At 53.2% G+C, this 6833-nt stretch carries 5 protein-coding genes; 3 read left to right on the forward strand and 2 right to left on the reverse strand.

Annotated features, from left to right (window positions below):
* Both VAE48_RS03180 and VAE48_RS03185 read right to left on the reverse strand, forming a co-directional pair.
* A partial coding sequence (locus tag VAE48_RS03180; RefSeq protein ID WP_322791868.1) for an ABC transporter substrate-binding protein occupies positions 1-453 on the reverse strand: 453 nt, incomplete at its 3' end.
* 189 nt (positions 454-642) lie between these two features.
* The gene (locus VAE48_RS03185; protein WP_322791869.1) at positions 643-1719 is read right to left on the reverse strand and encodes a LacI family DNA-binding transcriptional regulator; all 1077 of its coding nucleotides are present in this window, start codon (positions 1717-1719) and stop codon (positions 643-645) included.
* Positions 1720-1920: 201 nt separating this feature from the next.
* On the opposite strand from VAE48_RS03185, the gene VAE48_RS03190 reads away from it, so the two are divergent.
* The 3 genes from VAE48_RS03190 to VAE48_RS03200 are packed head-to-tail and all read left to right on the forward strand — an operon-like array spanning position 1921 to position 6626.
* A complete protein-coding gene (locus VAE48_RS03190) occupies positions 1921-3336 on the forward strand; it encodes an MFS transporter (protein ID WP_322791870.1) in 1416 nt (471 codons plus the stop codon).
* A complete protein-coding gene (locus VAE48_RS03195; RefSeq protein WP_322791871.1) occupies positions 3308-3919 on the forward strand; it encodes a TetR/AcrR family transcriptional regulator in 612 nt (203 codons plus the stop codon). The genes VAE48_RS03190 and VAE48_RS03195 overlap by 29 nt, the downstream gene beginning before the upstream one ends.
* 43 nt (positions 3920-3962) lie before the next feature.
* A complete protein-coding gene (locus VAE48_RS03200) occupies positions 3963-6626 on the forward strand; it encodes a LuxR C-terminal-related transcriptional regulator (protein ID WP_322791872.1) in 2664 nt (887 codons plus the stop codon).
* Positions 6627-6833: the final 207 nt, after the last annotated feature.

Below are 6833 nucleotides of genomic sequence, written 5' to 3' on the forward strand. Positions count from 1 at the left end.
GGGGATGAAATCATCGCGTTTGACGCCTTCCTTTGCCATCAGGTCGTCAATTGGCAGCAAAACCTCATCGCGCACAAAAGCCGGGAACTGGAAAATGTCCATATAGAAGACATCCGGTTCAACGCCAGAGGCGATGGAAGTCTTCAACTGCTGCCAGTAATCACCGGTGATGGGCTCATACTTGACGACAATGTCCGGATTTTCCACGGTGAAGTCCAGCAAAATGGACTGCAGCAGTGCGGTTTCTTCCGGGCTGGCTGCCCAACCGGAAAGGCGTACTACCGCGCGTTCGGCGGGCTTCTCAACTTCAACGGTCTTTACGACTTCCTTTTCCTTCTCCACCGTAACCGTCTCGATCACTTTTTCGGGGGTGGGGGTAGCGGCTGGCTGGCAGGCTGCCAGCAGCAGGCTGAGAACCATCAGGGGGACAAACCATTTCAACAGGGTTTTCATGACCTTTCTTCTCCTGAATTATGAGTTGGAAAAACAGTGTTTTCCTTGAAAAGCAGTGTTATACTCAAACACGGGAGGGCTGACAAAGCCGCCCCGTCGAAGCCACCCCCAACCTATCCCTGGCAGGAGCATGGAGGGGTGGCTTCATTTGTCGCCAGTAAAACGAAAGGGGAAAGTCTTCGTTTTGATTTATCGCTTAATCATCACCTCCTCAGACATGGAATGTTCAGGTTCAACCGATCGGCTGGAAGCGCGAATGACCAGCTGCGGCTGCATCAGGATGGTTTCGAATTGCTCAACGGTGTCTTTTGCCTCCAGCAAATTCAACAACAGCGCAATCAGGCGTTCGCCAATCTCCCAAACTGGTTGGCGGACAGAGGTCAGCGGGGGGGTCAAATATTGGGCAATGGGCGTATCGTCAAAGCCGGTTACAGCAATTTGACTGCCCACCCGAAAACCAGCATCCTGAATGGCTTTGATTGCACCCACGGCCATGTAATCATTCAAGGCGACCATGGCAGTTGGACGAATGGCTTCCGGTAAAGCCAGCAAATTTCTGGCTGCCTCATATCCAAAGGCAAACCGCCCTTCGCCGCGCTGAACCCATTCGGGCAGCGGTTCAATGCCGGCAGCACCCATGGCAGAAAAATATCCTTCCATGCGGTTGTTGCCCACCCGCGATTCCTCCGGCCAGGCCAGCGCAGCAATCCGCCGGTGACCCTGAGCCAGTAAATGTTCGGTGGCCAAGCGCATGCCGTAACCACCATCCACATCAATGGAGGGAAAACGCAGTTCCGGGTTGGAACGCCCGAAGGCCACAAAAGGAAATTTCTGTTCAAGCAGGAAAAGCACACGCGGATCGTTGTACTCTACCCCCGAAAGAACAAAGGCATCCACGCGGCGGGTATCCATTAATTCGCGGTAGGATTCAATCTGTCGTTGAGTTTCTGAATGATACGGAAAACACAATAAATAATAACCACGCTCCTCGGCAGCATGGAACATGCTTTGCAAAAAAGTATCCAGAATGGGGTTAGCCTGATCAGGCGGGGACGGGCGCCAGGAGTAACCAATCGTAAAGCTGCGTTGAGCACGCAGGCTGCGGGCAGTGTAATTGGGACGGTAATTCAACTCCCGCACGGCTTGCCAGATGCGCGCTTCAGTATCCGGCGCAACCTGCACCTGGCCGTTGATCACCTTGGAAACGGTCTGATAACTGACACCGGAGCGTAATGCGACTTCCTTAAGGGTAACTCTGCGGGACATTTTGGATAGAGGTGGTAGAAAAGGATGGGGCTGGTCTTTGCGAACGTTCGTGCGAACGTTCGCATTAACAGTATAGAAAATTTAATCCGCTTTGTCAAGTACTTTTTTCCCAAAAATCACCCCTTTGGAGGATAGTAACACCTTTGATCTATGGTATATTTACTAAACGAACGGTCAGTAAGCACATTTGGAGGTTTCACTATGCTACAAGATAACAAACAACGCAATCAACTGCTTTTCCTTCTTTTCTTCGGTGTGCTGATGGGCGCGCTGGATATCGCCATTCTCGGCCCGGCTCTGCCCTCTATCCGCGCCGAATTTGGAGTGGATGAGCGCGCACTGGCATGGATGTTCAGCAGTTACGTTCTCTTCCAACTGGTCAGCACCCCGCTCATGGCAAAACTTTCCGATGTCTACGGCCGCCGCTGGATTTACATACTCGATATTGCCTTATTTGGCTTTGGTTCATTGTTGGTGGCCGTTTCGACCAGCTTTAACGTCGTGCTGATTGGACGCGCCATTCAGGGTTTTGGAGCCGGCGGCATCTTCCCGGTTGCCAGCGCCGTCATTGGCGATACTTTTCCCCCTGAAAAACGAGGCAGCGCACTCGGCATGATTGGCGCAGTTTTCGGCGTTGCCTTCCTGATCGGCCCGCTGCTGGGCGGTATCATTCTGGCATTTGCCAACTGGCACTGGCTGTTCCTGATCAACCTGCCCATCGCGGCCCTGCTCATCCTTTTCAGCCTGCGCCTGTTGCCCGCTACCCGCCCGGCTACCAGCCGACGGCTGGATGCCGCCGGCATGGCTCTGCTGGCATTATTCCTGGCTTCTTTGACCTTTGGCTTGAATCAACTTGACCCAACCAATCTGACAGCCAGCCTGCTGACCCCCGCGGTTGGCGGGGTTCTCGCCCTTGCCGTGGTTTTGCTGGTCATTCTCATTCAGGTTGAGCGCCGCACCAGCCTGCCGATGCTGCCCGCCCACCTTTTCAACCGCCGTCAATTGGGGCTGGCCTACCTGCTTTCCGCCGGGGCCGGGCTGGCAGAAGCCAGTCTGGTATTTGTGCCCCTCATGGCTGTAACCGGCCTGGCAAATCAAGGCATCAACGAGAGAAACGCCACATGGCTGCTCATTCCGGCCATTCTTGCGATGGCTGTCGGATCACCGCTTGCCGGGCGGTTGCTCGACCGGGTCGGTTCGCGCAATGTGATTATGGGAGGAACTGCTCTGCTGACAACAGGTTTTCTCATGCTCAGCCTGCTCGGCGGTAATTTGATTTTCTTCCTGTTATCCGGCGTGCTGATTGGCGGCGGCTTGACCGCCTTGCTCGGCGCTCCAATCCGGTATATTATGTTAGGAGAAGCATCCACCGAAGAACGCTCGCTGGCACAAGGACTGGTCACGCTGTTCACCAGTATCGGTCAACTGGTCGGCAGCGCCCTGATCGGCGCACTGGTAGCTTCCTTTGGGGCAGGCAACGCCTTCAGCGGTTATCAAACCGCCTTTGGATTCATCACATTCACCAGTCTGATCCTGTTTGCCAGCGCAACACGGCTCAAAACCCGCCAGCGCGAATTGGAGACTCTGCATGGAAATGAAGCCCTCAGTGGTGGATAATCCACCCCTCTCGATGCGCGATAAAATCCTGCACGAAACCACCCGCCTTTTTGTGGAGCGCGGCTACGATGGTGTTTCCATCCGAGAAATTGCCGAAGCCTGCAACATCACCAAAGCCGCTCTCTACTATCATTTTGTGGATAAGGAACGCCTATTAATTGAAATCCTCGAAACAGGATTGACCGCTTTTCATCAATTGCTGGAAGATGCCCTCCACAATCACCTTACGGCTCAGGCGCGTATCCGCGCATTTGTGTTTTCGCTCTTCACGCGCCTGCCGCCCGAAAACCGCGCTGTGATTCGGCTGGCAACCCAGGAAATGGGCAAATTACAACCCGAACTACGCGCTCAGTTCTCTCTGCATTATCGTCAGCAGTTTTTACAACCACTTGAACAGATTTTCATCGAAGGACAGCAAAACCACGAACTCCGCCCATTCCCGCCGGCCTTGGGAGTATGGGCTTTGCTGGGAATGTTGTATCCCTTTATGAGCGGTGAATCCGCTTTCCGACCGGAACTGACACCTCAACAATTGGAACAGCTCGTGGAATTGTTTTGGAAAGGGGTCGCCAGCCAATCCTGATTGAACATTTTTGGAACACGTCATGTCCTGATATAATCAGCACATGACGCCGCTGGTCTGGACGAAGTTCAAAATTCCTCCTCTGCGCGCCAAAAGCGTGTTACGTCCACGCCTGCTGGAAAAACTCAACCGCGGTTTAGACAGCCGCCTGATTCTCATTTCGGCACCTGCCGGGTTTGGAAAAACCACCCTGCTGGTGCAATGGCTACAAAGCCTGGCTTTGCCTGCGCTGTGGATTGCCCTTGAAGAAGCCGACGATGACCCGATTCGCTTTTTCACAGCGTGGATCACCTGCCTGCGCCAGGCCATACCCTCCTACTGCGAAGACGTCCTTCAGATTCTATTGACCGCCCAATTGCCGCCCGCCGACCTGCTGGCAGCCGAATTAATCAATCCGCTTACCCAATTGAACCAATCCATCATCCTCGTCCTGGATGATTTTCAACACATCCAGGATCAGATCATTTTGCGATTTCTTCAAGACCTGATTGCCTATCAACCGACTGATTTTCATCTTGCCATCCTTTCCCGTGAAGATCCACCCCTTCCGCTGGCCCGTCTGCGTTCCCAAAACGATCTGGTCGAAATCCGCACCAGTGATTTGAGGTTTGAACCGCCGGAGAGCGGACAATTGTTCAACGACCTTTTGAACATTGACCTTGAACCATCTGTGGTTCAGACATTGACCGAACGCACCGAAGGCTGGGCGGCCGGCTTGCAATTAGCCGCTTTATCCCTGCAGGGTAATCTTCATCCGCAACATCTGATTCAAGACCTGACCAGGGGTACGCGTTTTATCCTGAACTATCTGGCAGAGGAAGTATTAAACAAACAACCCCCGGATATTCAGGATTTCCTTCTCAAAACCTCTTTGCTTTCCACACTCAGTGCCGAGCGTTGCAATATCCTCACCGGAAGACAGGATAGTGCCGATTTACTCGAAACCCTGGATAAAAGCAATCTGTTCATCCAGCCGCTTGACGAGCAATTCCACTTTTACCGCTACCACGCCCTGTTCGCCGAGCTGCTGCGCAACCGGTTAAATCGGATGGAAGAAAAAGAGGTACGCAATCTGCACCTGCGTGCTGCTCAGGCCCTGTTAGCCGAAGGGCTGGTGACTGAAAGTCTTTTCCATTTTCTGGCAGCAAAGGATTATTCCTCCGTTCTGGATTTGCTGGAAAAGAACATCTGGCATTGGATCAACTATATGCCGGCTGGCCAAATTGAAGGGGTTTTATCCCAAATCCCGGGGGATGTTCAATTTTCTCATCCGCGTTTACTTTTGGGCCTGGGCTGGTTGTATCTGCTGCGGGGCAACTTTCCCCGCCTGGCCGGAATCCTTCAATCGCTGGATATACTCTTGCCGGAAGGTGAACCAGTTTTTGAGGAGGCTGCCCTGATCAAAGCCGAGCGGTTTGCCCTGCAAGCAAATTTTCTTCAGGTTCAGCAAAAATTCGATGAAGCCATCCAATCTGCACGGCAATCCATCAACTTGTTAAACGGCAAAGACGAACGGATTGCCTCGCTGGCTTATCTGGCGTTAGGGGCAGGGCAAAGGCAAAAGGGGAATTATGAGGAAGCCCGTACGGCATTGGAAAACGCCATTCATCTCAGTCGAAAAAACGACGACCCGGTAACCGATATTCTGGCGGTTTCACATTTGACCTTAATGGCCCTGGAATACGGGCAGTTAGGGTTGGCTGCTGTTACAGCTCAACAGGCCATCCAGCATCTGGAACAACACCCGCATGGCTATCCGGCGGTGCTGGGAGCAGTTTACGGCGCACTGGGTTGGGTGTACTACCATCGTGGGCAGCTGGAGCAGGCATCTCAGCATTTTCAGCGGGGCATTCACCTTGCCGAATTGAGCGGCCACAATGCCTCAGCGGTTTATTCACTGGTGGGCATGGCGCGGCTGCAAATCGCTCAAGGTCAACCCATTGCTGCCCGGCAGTACCTGCAGCAAGCCGAACAGTTCTATCAGAAAGGCGCACCTGCCTGGGTGCTGCCGGAATTGCTTTCCTGTAAATGTCTTCTGGCACTGGCGGAGGGAAATCATTTAGAAGCTGGTGCAATCCTGTCGGTCAGCGGTATCACTCCCGACTCGCCGGTAACCCCATTTTCCGAAACCCTGCTGCTGGCCTGGTTGAGGCTGACAGCCGCTCTCGAAAACTCTGAACAATTCCCACCAGCACTGGAGCTTGCCCGGCGAATACTTCACTTCAGCCGCGCCAGCAGACGGAACTACACTCTGCTGCAAAACCTTGTACTGGGGGCAATTCTTCACTTCAAAAATGGGGATGAAGCACAGGCCAGCCAATGGCTGGCAGAGGCGGCTCAAATTGCTATATCTGCCGGTTATCGGAGCGTTTTTTTTGAACAAAAGTCATCTCTGCTGCCCCTCCTTAAGATCGTGCGTTTTCCGGAAGCGGAGACTTTGCTCCATCCAGTGGATGAAAAACAACAAGGTGCATTACCACAACGGCCTTCCACCGGCGATGACGACTTGGGTTGCGTAGCGCTGACCGAAAGAGAGCTGGAGGTTCTGCGACTTCTGGCACAGGGGTACACCTACAATCAAATTGCCGAACAGCTGGTCGTCAGCCTGAACACGGTGCGCTTTCATGTGAAAGGCATCTATGGCAAACTGGGGGTCACCAAAGTCAATCAAGCCATCGCTGAAGCTCACCGGCAGGGTCTGATTTAACACCACCCTGATCCTGACCGATCTTACAGGTATCCATTCATCCAAATCTGAAAACGGGAATGTAGTCAATATCTTAACGTGGGTTCGGGATAAGCACAAACCGCGGTGAGCAGCAAAATGAACCCCCTCCCACCTCCCCCAATATCGCTTCTGCGATATTGGGGGAGGCGCAGGAGGGGGCAAAATTCTGAAATCGGATGCAAAAAG

Source organism: Bellilinea sp. (assembly GCF_034432615.1).
Lineage (GTDB): Bacteria > Chloroflexota > Anaerolineae > Anaerolineales > Anaerolineaceae > Bellilinea.

Coding starts and splice junctions, on each gene's coding strand:
- VAE48_RS03195 (WP_322791871.1), top strand. CDS start 3,308: ATGGAAATGAAGCCCTCAGTGGTGGATAATCCACCCCTCTCGATGCGC.
- VAE48_RS03185 (WP_322791869.1), bottom strand. CDS start 1,719: ATGTCCCGCAGAGTTACCCTTAAGGAAGTCGCATTACGCTCCGGTGTC.
- VAE48_RS03200 (WP_322791872.1), top strand. CDS start 3,963: ATGACGCCGCTGGTCTGGACGAAGTTCAAAATTCCTCCTCTGCGCGCC.
- VAE48_RS03190 (WP_322791870.1), top strand. CDS start 1,921: ATGCTACAAGATAACAAACAACGCAATCAACTGCTTTTCCTTCTTTTC.